Origin of the sequence: Streptomyces sp. R21, from assembly GCF_041051975.1 — a bacterium.
Taxonomy (GTDB): domain Bacteria; phylum Actinomycetota; class Actinomycetes; order Streptomycetales; family Streptomycetaceae; genus Streptomyces.
This window is the reverse complement of sequence record NZ_CP163435.1, coordinates 9,646,630-9,662,506: the sequence shown is the minus strand read 5'-3', so window position 1 is coordinate 9,662,506 and position 15,877 is coordinate 9,646,630. Positions and strand designations below refer to the sequence as shown.

The following is a 15,877-nucleotide window of genomic DNA, read 5'->3' as shown; positions in this document are numbered from 1 at the left end:
CTCTTCTTCCCGGTGTAGGGATCTCGCGGCACTTCACCTGAATTGTGCCGCTTCGTGACGCAATGAACCCATTGTGTGCTCCGGTCCCATGCTGCCCGCAAGCCGACGCCGGTCGGCCCACCCGGCGCGCGGACCGCCCCGGCGGTGCTTAGCGTGGCAACGTGAGCCCCCAGACACCGTCCGACCAGGGAATTGCCCGACACGGCTGGGTCCACGCCGTCGCCACCGTGCTGGCCGGGGTGATCGCCATGGGGGTGGTCGCCGCTCTCGGGCTATGGGCAGCCGGAGCCACGGACCTCCCCGACAACGCCTTTCCGCGGGTCGTCGCGGCCACCGTGGTGACGGCGGTCGGCGGCACCATCAAGCTCTCGGGCGACGCCGGGGCGATCGCGGGCACCAAGGCGGGTCTGACGGTGATCCCTCTGTCGGTCACGCTCGTCGGCGCTCTGGTGATCGCCGCGGGGTTCCTGCGGCCGCTGCGGCACCGTGCCGTCGCCTCAGCCGCCGAACTGGCCGGCTGGGCCGCCCGGATCGCCCTGCTGTGGCTGGCGGCCCTCGTCGCCGTCGGGCTCCTGGCACGCCAGACCTTCACGGTCTCGCTCGGCGACGGAACCCTCGGCGACATCGGCGACCTGCTCGGCGCCACCCCCAAGGTGGGTTTCGAGACCGACATGCCGCCGACCCTGGGCTTCGGCGTCCTGTGGCTGGCGGGCGTGCTGATCCTCGCCCTGCTGGTCGCGCGCGGGGCCCCGCTGCCGGCCCGGCTGCTGCGCTTCCAGGAGTCGGTGCGTCCGGCCGCCTTCGCCATGGTGGCGCTGCTGCTCGGCTACGTCGGCCTGGGCCTGGTCATCGGGCTGGTGACGGCGGTGGCGCGCGGGCACGTCCCGGAGACCTTCGCCGTCATCCTGCTCGGCCTGCCGAACCTCGTCTGGCTCGCCTTCACGCTCGGGCTCGGCGCCACATGGAACGGCCGCGTGGACGGTCCCTTCGGGCTGCCCATGCCGCATGTCCTGGACGAGGTGCTGCGCACCCCGGACGTCTCCACGCTCAACCTGCACACCCTCTCCGAGTTCGACGGCAGGGTGTGGTGGCTGGTGGTCGTCAACGCGGTCCTGCTGCTGGCCGCCGCGTTCCTGATGGCCGTCCGCTCACCGGCGCGGATGCGGGCCTGGCAGCACGCCGTGCACATGGCGATCGCGCTGGCGCTCACGGTGCTCATGATCTGTCTCCTCGCCCGGATCTCGGCGCACTACGGCCTGTCGGTGCTCGGCATCGGCGACCTCGGCGGCGGCCTGTCCGGATCGCTGGTCCTGCGGCCCGAGTTGTGGAGTGCGATCGGCCTCGGCGCGCTGTGGGGGCTGGTCACCGGTTTCCTCGGCGGCCTGCTGGCGAAGCGGGTCCACCGCCGGGGCGAGGTCGCCTCGGGCTAACGCGGGAAGACGGGCCGGGCCCAGCCGGGCGGCTGCGGTGGCGGCCCCGGGTACTCCGGTGTCCCGGCGGCCCGCGCCGCCTGGGTCGGCGCGTGCCCGGCGCCCGTCGCACCGCTCGCGGCGGCCCGCAGTGCGGCGACGAACGCCAGGCACGAGTCGTAGCGGTCGTCGGGGCTCTTGGACAGCGCCTTCGCCAGTACGGCGTCCACGGGGGCGGCGATGCCGGGGCGCTTCTCGCTCAGGGGCGGCGGCTCGTCGTACTGGTGGGCCCACAACAGCGCCATGTCGTCCTCGCGCTGGAAGGGCGGCTTCCCGGCCATCGACTCGTAGACGACGCAGGCGAGGCTGTACACGTCGCACCGGCCGTCCACCGGCTTGCCGGAGATCTGTTCCGGCGCCACGTAGTCGAGGGTGCCGACGAACTGGCCGACACTAGTGAACCCGGTCAGCGACAGCGACTTCTTCGTGAGGCCGAAGTCCGTGAGGTACACGTGCTCGGGGTGGTCGCTGTCGGTGCCCTCGGCCACCAGGATGTTGCCGGGTTTCACGTCCCGGTGCACCAGGCCGTGGTCGTGCGCCGCATCAAGCGCGGACGCGACCTGGATGGCGATACGGCCGGCGACCTTGACCGGCAGGGGACCTTCCCGGTCCAGCAGATGCCGCAGGTCGAGCCCGGCGACGTACCGCATCGCGATGTACAGGACGCCGTCCGTCTCGCCCGCCTCGAAGACCGGCACGATGTGCGGGTGGTCGATCGCGGCGGCCACCCGTGACTCGTGGGTGAAGCGGCGGCGGAAGGTGTCGTTGCGGGCTAGTTCCGGGGCGAGCAGCTTGAGCGCGACGGTCCGGTCCAGGCGCAGGTCCCTGGCCCGGTACACGACGGCCATCCCGCCGCGGCCGATCTCGCGCTCGACCCGGTAGCTCGCGATCTGCCGCCCGATGAGGTCGGAGGGGCGCCCCGAGAACAGGCTGGTGTCGTGCCGCCCGCCGTCGCCCATCACCGGTCCCCCTGGTCGTCCGGCACACGCGGGACGAGCCGGGTCGGTTCATGCCCGTCCGGAGTGAGTTCTTGGACGACCTGTGTCGGTTCCTGTCCGTCCGGGGCGGGCTCTTGGGCTCGGCGCGTCGGTCCATGCCCGTCACGGGCTGATTCCTGCACGGGTCGCGCCGGTTCACGACCGTCCGCAGCGGCCGCCTGCACGACGCGAGTCGGATCATGACCGCTCGGCGTCGCCTCCCGTACGAGACGTGTCGGCTCGTGGCCCTCCGCGGCCGGCTCCTGCGCGGGAAGGGGTGGTTCCTGCTGCTCGGGAGCCGCCTCCCGTGCGTCGTCGCCCGGATCCGGGGCCGCCGACGGGTCCCCGGCGGCCGCGAACGTGCTCAGCCGCGTGCCGTCGCAGTACACCCACCGCTCGTGGTCGGCGTCGTAGAGCCAGAGGGACTCCCCGTCGACGACCACCCCCACCCGCTGCCCCCGCGTACGGGCCCGGAACGACTCCCCGTCGAGCCGTCCGGCGGCGAGGTCCTCGGCCGCGCCGCGGTAGCCGATGAGGGCCTCCTCGACGCGGGCCAGCAGGGGGCGCGGGTCCGCGGTGCGCGCGAGCGGGCTGCTCGCAGCGGGCGGTGCCTGCGGTACGGCGACCAGCAGGCGGCCGTCGACCCAGGCCGACCAGTCGTTGGCGCAGGCGATCCGGGCCCAGTCGCCGAGCCGGTCGAGGAGCTGGACGGGCAGCAGCGCGTCGAGCGGCACCGTGGGCCGGGAGGGATCCGGGCTCTCCCAGGCGGCCATGCCCTCCTGGGGCACGACGTGCGTGGGGCGAAAGCCGGGGGTCGTCATCGCGGCTACTTCCGCATGACGACGGGTTCGCGCCGCCGCAGCAGCCGGGCCACCAGGTACCCGAAGAGGACGCTGAGGACGACCAGCATGCCCATGTTGAGCAGCCAGACGCCGGTGGAGTGCTTGAACAGCGGGTCGCCGGTCAGGTCGCCCGGGACGATCCGGGCCAGCCCGATGGTGCCCGCCATCGCGCCCAGGGCCCAGCGCGAGGGCACCAGCCAGGACAGCTGCTCGATGCCGGGCACACCGTCGAGTTTCAACAGCGCGCCGCAGAACACCACTTGCACGATGGCGAGCAGCACCAGCAGCGGCATCGTGACCTCCTCCTTGCGCACCAGGGCGGAGACGAGGAGGCCGAGCATCATCGCGGTGAAGGCGAGCAGGGCCACGGCCGCGGTGATCTCCACGAGCGGCGGCATCAGCACCCCTTTCCCGCCGGGCGCGTTGAGGTCGACACCGAGCAGGGCCACCAGGGTCAGCACGACGGCCTGGAGCACGGTGATCGTCCCGAGGACGACGACCTTGGACATCAGGTACGCCGATCTGGACAGGCCGACCGCCCGCTCACGCTGGTAGATCACCCGCTCCTTCACCAGTTCCCGCACGGCGTTCGCGGCCCCCGTCAGCACGCCGCCGACGCACAGGATGAGCAGCGCGTTCATCGCCGTCTCCTGGGTCAGCTTGCTGCCGGCCAACGCCCGGGCCATCGCGCCCATCACGAAGGGCAGCGCGATCATGATGGCCAGGAAGGTCCTGTCGGCGCTGAGCGCGGCCGCGTACCGGCGGACCAGGGTGCCGAGCTGGGAGCTCCAGCTCTGCGCCTTGACCGGCGGTCCCACGGCTGCGGCCTGCGCGGCCTGCGGCAGGCGGGGTTGCGCCGTCGAGTTGTCGACGTACTGCCGGTGGAACGGTGAGCCTCGGTACTCCCCCGCCCAGTCGCGGTCGTGGTCCCGTTCGAAGGCCTCGAACGCTTCCGGCCACTGCCGGAAGCCGAAGAAGGCGAGGGTGTCGTCGGGTGGTCCGTAGTAGGCGACCTTGCCGCCGGGGGCGAGGACGAGGAGGCGGTCGCAGACGTCGAGGCTGAGCACGCTGTGCGTGACGACGATGACCGTGCGGCCGTCGTCGGCGAGGCCGCGCAGCATGTGCATCACGGAGCGGTCCATTCCGGGGTCGAGCCCGGAGGTGGGCTCGTCGAGGAACAGCAGCGAGGGTTTGGTCAGCAGTTCCAGGGCCACGCTCACGCGCTTGCGCTGGCCGCCCGACAGGCTGTGGATGGGCTGCCCGGCGCGCTCCTCAAGACCCAGCTCGCGGATCACCTCGTCGACCCGGGCCCGGCGCTCCGCCTTCACCGTGTCCTGCGGGAAGCGCAGCTCGGCGGCGTAGCCGAGGGCCCTGTGCACGGTGAGCTGCGCGTGCAGGATGTCGTCCTGCGGTACGAGGCCGATGCGCTGGCGCAGCTCGGCGTAGTCGCGGTAGAGGTCGCGGCCGTCGTACAGGACGGTGCCGCGGTCGGCGGGGCGCTGCCCGGTCAGGGCGTTGAGCAGGGTCGACTTCCCCGCACCACTCGGGCCCACGACGGCGAGCAGGCACTTCTCCCCCACCGGGAAGGACACCTGGTCGAGGAGGGTCTTGCGGCCGCGGTCGACGGCGACCGTGAGGCCCTGGACGTCGAGCGACACCTCGCCGGTGTCGACGTACTCCTGGAGCTGGTCGCCGACCAGGCAGAACGCGGAGTGGCCGATGCCGACGATGTCACCGGGCGTGATCGGGGCCCCGGCGACGGGCTGGCCGTTGAGGAAGGTGCCGTTGTGGCTGCCGAGGTCGACGATCTCGTACGTGCCGTCCGGCAGCGCGCGCAGCTCGGCATGGTGGCGGGAGACGATGAGGTCGTCGATGACCAGGTCGTTGTCGCCGCCGCGGCCGATGCGGACGGTGCGGGCGGGCAGCGGCCGTACGGTGGTCGGCTGCCGGAAGGTGCCCGTCGCTGCGGGCATGGACACGGCGGAGGGCCGCTCGACGACCGGTGGCGGGTGCTCGACGAGGACGGCACGGGGGCCGTCGGCGGCGCTGCCGAAGCGGATGACGCTGCCCGCTCCGACGCCCCATTCGTGGACGCGCCGGCCGTCGGCGTAGGTGCCGTTCGTGCTGTTCTCGTCCTCGAGGGTCCAGTGATCGGCCTCGGGCCGCAGCACCGCGTGATGCCAGGAGACCCGGACGTCGTCCAGGACGATGTCGCTCAACGGGTCGCGCCCGACGTGATAGTCGTGGCCCGGACTCATCACCGTGGAGCCCGTATCCGTCTCCAGGACGAGTTCGGGCGCAGTCGGCGTGCTCAGCCGCTCTGCCATGCCTGAATTCTAGCCATTCAGCCATGTATGCGCCTGCCCGCTCGCCCGACGTCGGGACGTTCGGCGCCCGGCAGGCGGGTGGATCATGCCACGGGCGTGGCGAGCGCGGGAAGCGTCCGCTGCATGCGCAGCGCGTCCACGGACTCCGCCATCAGCTCGTACTCGGTGGTGTCGTCGCTGGTGGCGATGCGGACGAGCTTCCCGGCCGCCAACTCCTCGGCTACCAGCTGCTGTTGCGCGGTGTCGCCGCACCAGGAGCGCAGCACGCTCGGCACGTCCGGGGTGCTGGCGGCCATCGGGGCGATCGCGTTGGGCGGGATGTGCGGGTCGCCGGGCTGCGGGTCCAGTCGGTCGGCCATCCAGGAGGCGCGGTCCCGCATCCACCACAGGGCCAGCGCCAGCGTGGGCGCGCGATAGGTTCCCAGTGGTACGCCGATATGTTGGCCGTCGCACCAGCCGTACGCGGTGACATGGCACAGGAATTCGTCGTGCACGATCGCTCCCCCATTGCGTCGTCGGCTGCCGGCCCGGCCTCGCTTTCAATGCGGCTCCGTGCTGTTCCTGCGGCTCTGTTGTGCGCGATGGTGTTGCGTGGGTGTGGCTGAATTTCCCTTTGCTTCGAGTATCGCCACTCCTGACACTCTGTCACCATGCCATTCCAGCCAGTCTCCTGGCATATTCATGACCGCCGTTGGCCGAAACGCCACGCGTGGCACCGGCGGGCCTGTTCTCCGCGCACACGGGGGTCGCGGAACGGACGGGATTGCAGATCTCTTCCTGCCTTCCGCCGCCGCATTACCCGAGGGGTAATCGACGCCCCGCGCACCGCCCGGCATGGTGGTCCTACCGGATCCCGACGGGGCACCAAGAGTCGGAAATCCGGGCCCTGACCAGCAGGTATGACCTCGATGGAGGATGATCGACCATGTCCGCAACCCACGACCGCTACGAGACCGCCGCCGCCCGTTACCTCGAGGCCTGGAACGCGGACGGCGCGGACGCGCTCACGAAGGCGGTCGCCGCCGCCTGGACCGAGGACGGGAGTTACACCGACCCGCTGGCCGACGTCCGCGGGCACGAGCAGATCGCGGCCGTGATCACGGCGGCACACGAGCAGTTCCCGGGCTTCTCCTTCAGGCTCGCGGGCACCGTCGACGGGCACCACGACACGGCCCGCTTCGGCTGGGAGCTGGTCAGCGACGCCGACGGTTCGGCGCCCGTCGCCGGGTTCGACGTGATCACCCTGGACGAGGACGGCCGCATCCGGACCGTGCTCGGATTCCTGGACCGGGTGCCGACTCCGGGCGCCTGACCACCGGCACGGGGAGACCGGTTCCGGCTCGCTCGTGGGAGCGTGGAACGGCCCACGACCACCCGCCCGGCACGGCGCCGATGTCCGCGCCCGTGCCGGGAGTTGAGCAGGAGGAAGACCATGACGACAACCGTGCTGCTGCTCGGACGCACCGACGCCGTCGTCGGCGAAGCCCGGCAGCGGCTGGTAACCCCGGGCATCGAGGTGCTCGGGGGCACGGGGATCGACGACCTACGGTCCGCCCTCGCCGGCAGCCGGGTGGACCACGTGATCATGGGAGCCGGGCTCGATCTGGACACCCGGCTGGAGATCATTCGGGAGATCTTCCAGTCGAGCGACACGACGACCGTCCACATGAAGGACGACGCCTCCGGGCCAGAGGGCTTCCAGCCGTTCATCCGAGCGGTGCTCAGCGGGCTGGCGAGCCGACAACTGCCGTAGTCGGGCCGCGATGAGTTCCTCTCCCCCCGGCGGTCTCTTGGGTAAGAGTGCATACGAGCACCACTGGGAGCGGAGGACCCGATGGACACGACGGGCAAGCTGGACAAGCAATTCACGGCGGTACTGCGGAAGAGCCCGGCCAAAGGCGGCTGGACCTATCTCGTGTGGCCGGAGTCTGTCGCGTTCTTCGGAACCCGCGGCCTGGTCAAGGTCAGCGGCACCATCGACGGCCATCCGTTCCGCAGCTCCTTCATGGCCCTGGGCGACGGCACCCACAAACTGCCCGTGAGGTCCGACGTACGCAAGGCGATCGGGAAGGAGGAGGGAGACACGGTGACGGTCCGGCTGAAGGAGCGCGTCGGCGAAGGCCGCTGACCCCCGCGCGAGGCAGCTCGCACGGGGGTCGGCCCAGGTGTCCGCCGCCCGGGCGCACGGGGGTCGCGCCGGACGTCGGCCGGCCGCTATCCGGCAATGCCCAGGATCGCGTCGATCCGGGCCAGCTCGTCCGCGTCGAAGTCCAGGGCGTGCGTGGCCGCCACGCTGTCCTCCAGCTGCTGGACGCTGCTCGCGCCGATGAGGGCGGAGGTCACCCGGCCGCCGCGCAGTACCCAGGCCAGCGCGAGCTGGGCGAGGGACTGGCCGCGGGACTTGGCGATGTCGTCGAGGGCACGCAGCTGCTGGACGAGGTCCTCGGTGACCGCGTCGGAGTTCAGGAAGGGGCTGTCGCTCGCCGCCCGCGAATCCTCCGGGATGCCATCGAGGTAGCGGCTGGTCAGCAGCCCCTGCTCCAGCGGCGAGTAGGCGATGGAACCGACCTGAAGCTCGTCCAGGGTGTCCAGAAGCCCTTCCTCGGGGCGCCGGTCGAGCATCGAGTAGCGGGGCTGGTGGATGAGCAGCGGGGTGCCCAGCTCGCCCAGGATGCGCGCGGCCTCACGGGTCTGCTCCGGCGAGTAGTTGGAGACACCGACGTACAGCGCCTTGCCCTGCTGCACCGCCGAGTGCAGCGCGCCCATCGTCTCCTCCAGCGGAGTCTCCGGGTCGGGGCGGTGGGAGTAGAAGATGTCGACGTAGTCGAGGCCCATGCGGCCCAGGCTCTGGTCGAGCGAGGACAGCAGGTACTTGCGCGAGCCCCATTCGCCGTACGGGCCCGGCCACATCAGGTATCCGGCCTTGGTGGAGATGATCAGCTCGTCGCGGTGGGGCACGAAGTCGGCCTTCAGCGCGGCGCCGAGGGCGGACTCGGCGGCGCCGGGCGGCGGGCCGTAGTTGTTCGCCAGGTCGAAGTGCGTGACGCCGAGGTCGAAGGCGCGGCGCAGGATCTGCCGCTGGGTGTCCACCGGCCGGTCGGGGCCGAAGTTGTGCCACAGCCCGAGCGACAGCGCGGGAAGCTTCAGGCCGCTGCGTCCGGTGCGCCGGTAGGGCATGTCCGCGTAACGGTCGGGGTGTGCGGTGTACAACGCGACTCCAGAGGGGTTGGCACGGAAACACCGGCGCCGGGGAGGCCCGGCAACCGGTGCGGAAGAACCGGTATCCACTCTTTCGCGAAGTGCGGGCAGCGGTCCAACAGAAGAATCCGATGGAATTCAGCGGATACGCTTCTGAGTCATGGAACTCCGCCATCTCCAGCACTTCGTCGCGGTCGCCGAGGATCAGCACTTCACCCGGGCCGCCGAGCGGCTGATGGTGTCCCAGTCGGGGCTCTCGGCGTCGATCCGGGCGCTGGAGCGGGAGCTGGGCAGCCCACTGTTCGTGCGGACGACCCGGCGGGTGACGCTCACCGAGGCCGGGCGTGCGCTGCTGGGAGAGGCGGAGCGGATCCTCGCGCAGGTGCGGGCGGCGCACGAGGCGGTGGCCGCGGTGCAGGGTGTGCTGCGCGGCACGCTCGCGCTGGGCACCGAGCAGTGTGTCGCAGGGGTGCACGTGGCCGGGCTGCTCGCCGCGTTCCGGCGGCTCCATCCGGACGTGGAGATACGGCTGCGGCAGGCGGGCTCGGGCGCGCTGGCCGAGGAGGTCGCGGCCGGGCGGCTGGACCTGGCGTTCGCGGTGCGGACGCACGCGGACACCGAGCAGCTGCGCTCGGTGCCGCTGACCAGTGAGCCGATGACCGTGCTGTGCCATCCCTCGCACCACCTCGCGTCCGCCGGCGCGGCGCTGACGCCGGAGGAGCTGTGCGGCGAGGCGTTCGTCGACTTCCACCCGGACTGGGGGCCGCGCCGCATCACCGACACCGCGTTCGCCGCGGCGGGTGTCCGGCGGACGGTGGCGTTGGAGGTCAACGATGTGCACAGCCTCCTCGACCTGGTCGACGAGAACCTCGGCATCGCCGTCGTACCCCGGCATTTCCGGCACAAGCGCGAAACGCTGACGGCGCTGCCCCTGAAGGGCACCGACGAGACGGTGTACGAGACCGTGGCGCTGCTGCCGCCGCCGGAGGCCACCAGTCCGGCGGCCCGGGCGCTGATGACCCTGCTCGAAACAGGGGGCCTGGCAACACCCCCTGACGGGGCCCACCCCTCCTGACCGGGCCCTTCTCCTGACACAGACTCGTGAGCGTCCTTCACGGCAACTTCGGTCAGGAGCAAGGGAAATGACGGAACCCACACGACGGGGTGTGCTGCGCGGCGCGGCGGCGATCGCGGCGGCGGGCGGGCTGGCCGGTGCGGGCGTCGGAGCGGGCGCCCTGCCCGCGGCCGCCGCACCCCAGGAGGCCGCCACCCGCCACTACCCCTTCCTCGAAGGGGCGTTCAAGCCGGTCACCGAGGAACTGACCGCGTTCGACCTGCCGGTCACCGGGCGCATTCCGCGCGAGCTGAACGGCCGCTATCTGCGCAACGGCCCCAACGTCCTCGGACTTGAGGACCCGCGCGCCCATCACTGGATGCTCGGCGAGGGCATGGTGCACGGCGTCCGGCTGCGCGAGGGCCGCGCCGAGTGGTACCGCAACCGCTGGGTGCGCTCCTCCCAGGTGGCGAAGAAGCTCGGCGAGCCCTACCCGGGTCCCGTGCCGCCGGACGACTTCCCCTGCAACACCCATGTGATCCCCTACCGGGGGCGGATCCTCGCACTCCAGGAGAGCGGCCCGCTGCCTTACGAACTCGACGACGAGCTCAACACCGTGGGCACGTACGACTTCCGCGGCACCCTGGAGGGGGCGTTCACCGCGCACACCAAGTTCGACGCGCACGCCGGTGAACTGCACGCGATCGCCTACTACCCCACCTGGGACCACATCCGACACCTGGTCGTGGACCCGACGGGCCGCGTCTCGCGCACCACGAAGATCCCGGTGGCCGAGGCGCCGATGATGCACGACTTCGCGCTCACCGAGAAACACGTGGTCGTCTTCGACATGCCGATCACCTTCGACCCCGCCGCGGCCGAGCGCGGCGACATCGTGCCGTACATCTGGAACACCAAGCACCCCTTCCGCGTGGGCGTCATGCCCCGGTCCGGCGGCCCGGTGCGCTGGTTCACGGTGGATCCGGTCTACTACTCGCACACCCTGAACGCGTACGACGACGGGGACTCGGTGGTCATCGACCTGACGACGTACGCGGCGCCCTTCTATGTCGCCGGCCGCGGCTCGGACGGGCCCTACGGGGCGGGCACCGCACAGCTCGAACGCTGGACGGTCGACCTGCGCCACGGGCGCGTGCGGAAGTCGACGATCGACGACCGTCCGCAGGAGTTCCCGCGTGTGAACGAGGCACTTGTCTCCCGCCGCCACCGCTACGGCTACTCGGCGGCGTCCGCCGAGATGACGCTGGCGTACCTGACGCCCGACGGCACTCCGCCCGACCGCGCCTTCAGCAACGCGCTGATCAAGCACGACCTGCTGCGCGGCACCTCCCAGGTGCACCGGCTGCCGCGCGACGCGGCGGCGGGCGAGGCCGTGTTCGTGCCGTGCGATCCCACCGACTCGCGGGCGGCGGAGGACGACGGCTACGCGATCGCGTATGTGCACAACCCCGACCGCGGGGCCGCGGACCTGGTGATTCTCGCGGCGCAGGACTTCACCGGTGAGCCGGTCGCCCGCATCCATCTGCCGGGCCGGGTGCCGCTGGGATTCCACGGGAGCTGGATTCCCGACGCATGACGGGCGGGGATGCGCGATGGTGGACGTATGCATGCCAAGGACATCCTCATCGACGCGTACGGCCGCATCCAGGAAGAAGTCCACGCGGCGGTCGACGGCCTCTCACCGGACGAGCTGCACGCCCGTCCGGCCGTCGACGCCAACTCCATCGCCTGGCTGGTCTGGCATCTCACGCGCGTCCAGGACGACCATGTCGCCGACGCCGCCGAGCTTGACCAGGTGTGGCTGTCACAGGGCTGGGAGAAGCGCTTCGGGCTCGATCTGCCGCGCCGGGACACGGGGTACGGCCACAGCTCCACTCAGGTCGCCAAGGTACGGGTGGAGTCGGGCGAGCTGCTGAGCGAGTACTACGACGCCGTGCACGAACAGACCTTGGAGTTCGTGCGCGGGCTCGCCGCCAAGGACTTCGAGCGGGTGGTGGACGAGCGCTGGGATCCGCCTGTCACTCTCGGCGTCCGCCTGGTGAGCGTCCTGTCCGACGATCTGCAGCACGTCGGACAGGCAGCCTACCTACGGGGGCTGGTTCAGAGCGCGGCCGCGTAGCCCGGCAGAACGACGTCCTCGATCAGGGCATTGCGCTCCTCGAACGGGATGAACGCGCTCTTCAGGGCGTTCACCGTGACCGTGCGCAGGTCCTCGACCGTCCAGCCGGCCTCCTCGACCAGCAGGGACATCTCCCGGGTCATCGTCGTGCCCGACACCAGACGGTTGTCGGTGTTGAGGGTGACCCGGAAGCCCTGGTCCTTCAGGGCGGTGATGGGGTGCTCGGCGATCGAAGTGGCGGCGCCGGTCTGGAGGTTGGAGGTGGGGCACATCTCCAGGGCGATACGGCGGTCGCGCACCCAGCCCGCGAGACGGCCGAGCTTGCCGTCCACGATGTCCTCGGTGATGCGGACGCCGTGGCCGATGCGCTGGGCGCCGCAGACCTGGAGGGCCTGGTGGATGCTGGGCAGGCCGTGAGCCTCACCGGCGTGGATCGTGAAGGGGACGTTCTCCACCCGCAGGTGCTCGAAGGCGGCCAGGTGGTCGGCGGGCGGGAAGCCGTCCTCGGCACCGGCGATGTCGAAGCCGACGACGCCCGCGTCACGGAAGGCCACAGCCAGGTCGGCGGCCTCGCGAACCCGGTCGAACATCCGCATGCCGCACAGCAGGGTACCGACGCGGACCGGGGTGCCCGCGGCGGCGGCCTTCGCCATACCGGCGGCGAGGCCTTCCTGGACGGTCTCGACGACCTCGCTCATCGCGAGCCCACCCTGCGTGTTCAGCTCGGGCGCGTAGCGCACCTCGCCGTAGACGACGCCGTCCTCGGCCAGGTCGAGCACGTACTCCTCGGCGGTGCGCAGCAGGCCCTCGCGGGTCTGCATCACGGCGAGGGTGTGCTCGAAGGTGGCTATGTAGCGCACCAGGTCACCGGAGTTGGCGGCCTCGTAGTACCAGGCGGCCAGTTCCTGCGGGTCGGTGGTGGGCAGCGTGTGACCGACCGCCTCCGCGAGCTCCACCAGCGTGGCGGGGCGAAGACCGCCGTCGAGGTGGTCGTGCAGTACGGCCTTGGGGAGGCGGCGGAGGGAGTCGATGTCGATGCGGGGCGCGGTCATGCGTGTCTTTCCTCGGCAGGTCGTCAGGTCGTCTTGGGGAGGTCTGGCTACTGGGCGGGCTGGAGCAGGTCCCAGCGGTTTCCGTACAGGTCCTGGAAGACGACGACCGAGCCGTACGGCTCGTGACGGGGCTCCTCCAGGAAGGTCACGCCCGCGTCGCGCATCCGGGCGTGATCGCGGGCGAAGTCGTCGGTGTGCAGGAAGAAGCCCACGCGCCCGCCGGTCTGGTCGCCGACCCTGCCGCGCTGCTCCTCGTTCTTCGCCCGGGCCAGCAGGAGGCCGGTGCCCTGGCCCGCCGTGCCCGGCTCGACAACCACCCAGCGGGAGCCGTCGGGCCTCGGTTCGTCCTCGGCGAGCCGGAAACCGAGGGCCTCGGTGTAGAAGCGGATCGCCTCGTCGTAGTCGTCGACGACGAGGGTGACCAGGGCGATGCGTCTCATCAGGACCTCTCGGAGGGTTATACGTAACACGTAGGGTACGGCATCCGTGGACCAGGTCGTGATGCGAGCGCGTTCCGGGCTGATCGGGCACCCGGCGTCGGGGCTCGTGGGCGGTGCGGGCCAGCCGCCCGCCGGCTTCGGGGACGCACATGGCATCGTGGGGATCATGCCGGGCCCCGCTTCGGCACACCCCATCGAGCGCTTCCCCCCACAGGAGTTGAGTGCCATGTCAGAGAAGCCGAAGTCGACCGGCGCCCCTACGCACCAGAACGTGACCTTCCCCAGCGCCGGGGCCACCGCGCACGGCTATCTGGCACTGCCGCCGGCCGGGCGGGGGCCCGGCGTGATCGTCATCCAGGAGTGGTGGGGCCTGACCGACCACATCGCCGACGTCGCCGACCGCCTGGCCCAGGAGGGCTTCGTGGCGCTCGCGCCGGACCTGTACGGCGGTAACGTCGCCCATGAGAGTGACGAAGCCCTGCGGATGATGCTGGCCCTGCCGGTCGCGAGCGGCGTCGAACTGCTCTCCGGCGCGGTCGACTACCTCCTCGGCCTGCCCGAGGTCACCTCCGAGACGGTCGGCTCCGTCGGCTTCTGCATGGGCGGCGGCTTCGTGATCTACCAGGCCGCGGCCGACCCGCGCGTCACCGCCGCGGTGCCGTTCTACGGCGTGATCCAGGGCGACCTGCCCGACTTCTCCCACCTCAAGGCCCAGGTCCAGGGCCACTACGGCGAACTCGACACGACGATTCCCGTTCAGAAGCTCGAGGAGCTGAGCGAAGCGATCCAGCGAGACTCCGGCATCACCGCGGACCTGCGCCTCTACCCCGCCCAGCACGCCTTCTTCAACGACGGGCGCACCGAGGTGCACGACCCCGAGTCGGCCGCGCAGGCCTGGCAGAGCACGCTGGCGTTCCTGCACGAGCAGCTGGGCTGAGGCGATACGGGACGGTTGGCGTGACGGACAAGCACGCTGGCGGTTGCTTGCCCGCTACGGCGGGCCGTGGGTGACGGGTCGGCGCTCGGCGCTCGGCGCTCGGCCGTCATTCGGGGATTCGGGGGTGACGAGGCCGGAGGGTTCAACTCGCGTGTGCGCATGGACTTCTGCGCACACGTACCCGCTCAGGCATACGGTCGGGCCGCAGGCCCCGGCCGGACCGTGACCTCGGTCGGGGTGAGCGCGACGTGCTCGCAGGAGCACTCGACCACGACGCGCACCGGGGCGTCGCACTCGCTGTGCCTGACTTCCAGGACGGGGCCCTCGGGGTCGGCGACGTAGCTCTCGCCCCACTGCCTGAGCGCCACAAGGACGGGCCACAGATCCCGGCCCTTGCCGGTCAGGCGGTATTCGTTCCGGGTCCGGCTGCCCCGTTCCTGATACGGGACCGCCGCCAGGACTCCGGCCTCGACCAGCTTGCGGAGCCTGCCCGCCAACACCGCTTCCGAGAGCCCGACATGGCGGTGGAAGTCGTCGAAGCGGCGCACCCCGTTGAACGCGTCCCGCAGGATCAGCAGCGTCCACTTCTCGCCGACCAGGTCGAGGGTGCGTTGAACCGTGCAGTTCTCGGTGCTCATTTCGAGCCAGTTCATGGCAGCCATCGTAGCCCTTGACTTCATCATTGACAGTCAGCCGAGGCAAAAGCTAGCTTCGATGGACGAAGTCAGATCTGGAGGCGCTGCCGCATGGGCCGGTCACGTACGTACGAATGGGAAGATCCGGCGCTCTCGGCCGCCGCCGTAGGAAAGGGCACGGGTCTGGAGTTCCTGCGGGACATCGTCGCCGGGCGTATACCCGGTCCACCGATCGGCGCCACCGTGGACTTCTCCCTCGACGAGGTGGAGCACGGGCGGGCGGTGTTCTCCCTGGTGCCCGGCGAGGAGCACTACAACCCCATCGGGAGCGTGCACGGCGGTATCTACGCCACGCTGCTGGACTCGGCCGCCGGGTGCGCGGTCCAGTCCACCCTCCCCCAGGGCACGGCGTACACCTCCCTCGACCTGACGGTGAAGTTCCTGCGTCCGATCACCCTCGACACCGGCAGGGTCCGCGCCGTCGGCCGGGTGGTCAGCAGCGGCCGCCGTACCGCCCTCGCCGAGGCCCAACTCCTCGACGGCACCGACCGTCTCCTCGCCCACGCCACGAGTACCTGCATGCTGTTTCCGCTTCCGGCGTCCTGACGACGGCCGCCGGGAAACCAGATGCTTCGGCAGGCGCCGGTCGGATAGCGTGCGGCCCATGTCGAGCCCCGAGTCGGACAGGGTGGGGGCTTTCGGTCACGCCGTCAGCCCCCTGAACCACTGAGTTCGTAATTCCGCCGTCCCGCCGTTTTCCACGGCCGGACGAGTGTGCGCCTGGGCGCTGACCGCGGTGACGAGAC

17 protein-coding genes are annotated in these 15,877 nt (G+C 71.0%); 9 read left to right on the top strand and 8 right to left on the bottom strand.

The window, feature by feature from the left end:
• Positions 1-161 precede the first annotated feature (161 nt).
• The gene (locus tag AB5J56_RS43260) at positions 162-1,430 is read left to right on the top strand and encodes a streptophobe family protein (protein WP_369241698.1); all 1,269 of its coding nucleotides are present in this window, start codon (positions 162-164) and stop codon (positions 1,428-1,430) included.
• On the opposite strand, the gene AB5J56_RS43255 is transcribed toward AB5J56_RS43260, so the two are convergent.
• The 4 genes from AB5J56_RS43255 to AB5J56_RS43240 all read right to left on the bottom strand — a co-directional run bounded on the left by AB5J56_RS43255 (position 1,427) and on the right by AB5J56_RS43240 (position 6,109).
• Positions 1,427-2,428: a serine/threonine-protein kinase gene (locus AB5J56_RS43255; protein WP_369241696.1), complete on the bottom strand. Its 1,002-nt coding sequence runs from the start codon at positions 2,426-2,428 to the stop codon at positions 1,427-1,429. The genes AB5J56_RS43260 and AB5J56_RS43255 overlap by 4 nt on opposite strands.
• A complete protein-coding gene (locus AB5J56_RS43250; RefSeq protein WP_369241694.1) occupies positions 2,428-3,267 on the bottom strand; it encodes a hypothetical protein in 840 nt (279 codons plus the stop codon). The genes AB5J56_RS43255 and AB5J56_RS43250 overlap by 1 nt, the downstream gene beginning before the upstream one ends.
• Before the next feature lie 5 nt (positions 3,268-3,272).
• The gene (locus tag AB5J56_RS43245) at positions 3,273-5,615 is read right to left on the bottom strand and encodes an FHA domain-containing protein (protein WP_369241692.1); all 2,343 of its coding nucleotides are present in this window, start codon (positions 5,613-5,615) and stop codon (positions 3,273-3,275) included.
• Between the two features lie 83 nt (positions 5,616-5,698).
• On the bottom strand, positions 5,699-6,109 hold the full coding sequence (locus AB5J56_RS43240; protein WP_369241690.1) for a hypothetical protein: 411 nt from the start codon (positions 6,107-6,109) through the stop codon (positions 5,699-5,701).
• 431 nt (positions 6,110-6,540) lie between these two features.
• On the opposite strand from AB5J56_RS43240, the gene AB5J56_RS43235 reads away from it, so the two are divergent.
• The 3 genes from AB5J56_RS43235 to AB5J56_RS43225 all read left to right on the top strand — a co-directional run bounded on the left by AB5J56_RS43235 (position 6,541) and on the right by AB5J56_RS43225 (position 7,743).
• A complete protein-coding gene (locus AB5J56_RS43235) occupies positions 6,541-6,927 on the top strand; it encodes a nuclear transport factor 2 family protein (protein ID WP_369241688.1) in 387 nt (128 codons plus the stop codon).
• A 120-nt stretch (positions 6,928-7,047) separates the two neighbouring features.
• A complete protein-coding gene (locus AB5J56_RS43230; protein ID WP_369241686.1) occupies positions 7,048-7,368 on the top strand; it encodes a hypothetical protein in 321 nt (106 codons plus the stop codon).
• A gap of 81 nt (positions 7,369-7,449) precedes the next feature.
• Positions 7,450-7,743: a DUF1905 domain-containing protein gene (locus tag AB5J56_RS43225; RefSeq protein WP_369241684.1), complete on the top strand. Its 294-nt coding sequence runs from the start codon at positions 7,450-7,452 to the stop codon at positions 7,741-7,743.
• 86 nt (positions 7,744-7,829) lie between these two features.
• On the opposite strand, the gene mgrA is transcribed toward AB5J56_RS43225, so the two are convergent.
• Positions 7,830-8,825 (bottom strand): L-glyceraldehyde 3-phosphate reductase, encoded by a 996-nt coding sequence (gene mgrA / locus AB5J56_RS43220; RefSeq protein ID WP_369241682.1) that lies wholly within the window; start codon positions 8,823-8,825, stop codon positions 7,830-7,832.
• Between the two features lie 148 nt (positions 8,826-8,973).
• On the opposite strand from mgrA, the gene AB5J56_RS43215 reads away from it, so the two are divergent.
• The 3 genes from AB5J56_RS43215 to AB5J56_RS43205 all read left to right on the top strand — a co-directional run bounded on the left by AB5J56_RS43215 (position 8,974) and on the right by AB5J56_RS43205 (position 12,007).
• Positions 8,974-9,888 carry a LysR substrate-binding domain-containing protein gene (locus AB5J56_RS43215; protein ID WP_369241681.1) on the top strand — a complete coding sequence of 305 codons (915 nt, stop codon included), beginning with the start codon at positions 8,974-8,976 and terminating at the stop codon, positions 9,886-9,888.
• A 67-nt stretch (positions 9,889-9,955) separates the two neighbouring features.
• On the top strand, positions 9,956-11,464 hold the full coding sequence (locus AB5J56_RS43210; protein ID WP_369241680.1) for a carotenoid oxygenase family protein: 1,509 nt from the start codon (positions 9,956-9,958) through the stop codon (positions 11,462-11,464).
• A gap of 27 nt (positions 11,465-11,491) precedes the next feature.
• Positions 11,492-12,007, top strand: a complete 516-nt coding sequence (locus AB5J56_RS43205; protein ID WP_369241679.1) for a DUF664 domain-containing protein — start codon at positions 11,492-11,494, stop codon at positions 12,005-12,007.
• Here the strand turns inward: AB5J56_RS43205 and AB5J56_RS43200 are convergent.
• Both AB5J56_RS43200 and AB5J56_RS43195 read right to left on the bottom strand, forming a co-directional pair.
• Positions 11,989-13,059, bottom strand: a complete 1,071-nt coding sequence (locus tag AB5J56_RS43200) for an adenosine deaminase (protein WP_369241677.1) — start codon at positions 13,057-13,059, stop codon at positions 11,989-11,991. The genes AB5J56_RS43205 and AB5J56_RS43200 overlap by 19 nt on opposite strands.
• 47 nt (positions 13,060-13,106) lie before the next feature.
• A complete protein-coding gene (locus AB5J56_RS43195) occupies positions 13,107-13,499 on the bottom strand; it encodes a VOC family protein (protein ID WP_369241675.1) in 393 nt (130 codons plus the stop codon).
• A gap of 226 nt (positions 13,500-13,725) precedes the next feature.
• Between AB5J56_RS43195 and AB5J56_RS43190 the strand changes: the two genes are divergently transcribed.
• Complete coding sequence (locus AB5J56_RS43190; RefSeq protein WP_369241673.1) at positions 13,726-14,436, top strand: dienelactone hydrolase family protein; 711 nt, start codon at positions 13,726-13,728, stop codon at positions 14,434-14,436.
• Between the two features lie 185 nt (positions 14,437-14,621).
• On the opposite strand, the gene AB5J56_RS43185 is transcribed toward AB5J56_RS43190, so the two are convergent.
• Positions 14,622-15,089, bottom strand: a complete 468-nt coding sequence (locus AB5J56_RS43185) for a winged helix-turn-helix transcriptional regulator (RefSeq protein WP_369241671.1) — start codon at positions 15,087-15,089, stop codon at positions 14,622-14,624.
• A gap of 93 nt (positions 15,090-15,182) precedes the next feature.
• Between AB5J56_RS43185 and AB5J56_RS43180 the strand changes: the two genes are divergently transcribed.
• On the top strand, positions 15,183-15,677 hold the full coding sequence (locus AB5J56_RS43180) for a PaaI family thioesterase (RefSeq protein WP_369241669.1): 495 nt from the start codon (positions 15,183-15,185) through the stop codon (positions 15,675-15,677).
• The last annotated feature ends 200 nt before the right edge of the window (positions 15,678-15,877 follow it).